We start from the raw sequence: 240 nt of genomic DNA on the forward strand, positions 1-240 counted from the left end.
TCTTGTATTCACCTTTCGGCTCCAGCACGCCCTTGGCCACGAGCGCGGCACCGGCGGCCTCGGCCTTGTCGTAGGCGAAAGAGCCCGAATAGAACAGGATCTCACCACCCGGACGCAGCTTGTCGGCGACGACGGCCACCATCTCGTTGTCGGTCAGCGCGCCATAGGCGTCGTTCTCCTTGGTGCGGTATTCGCCGACGTGGAACAGCGAGGCGTAGTCGAGCTGCGGCAGAAGCCGTC

At 64.2% G+C, this 240-nt stretch carries 1 protein-coding gene; it reads right to left on the minus strand.

From position 1 onward, the window contains the following. On the minus strand, positions 1-240 hold a 240-nt coding region (locus tag RMT89_RS45205), incomplete at both ends, for a hypothetical protein (RefSeq protein ID WP_315889561.1).

This window comes from Streptomyces sp. P17 (genome assembly GCF_032436805.1).
GTDB lineage: Bacteria > Actinomycetota > Actinomycetes > Streptomycetales > Streptomycetaceae > Streptomyces.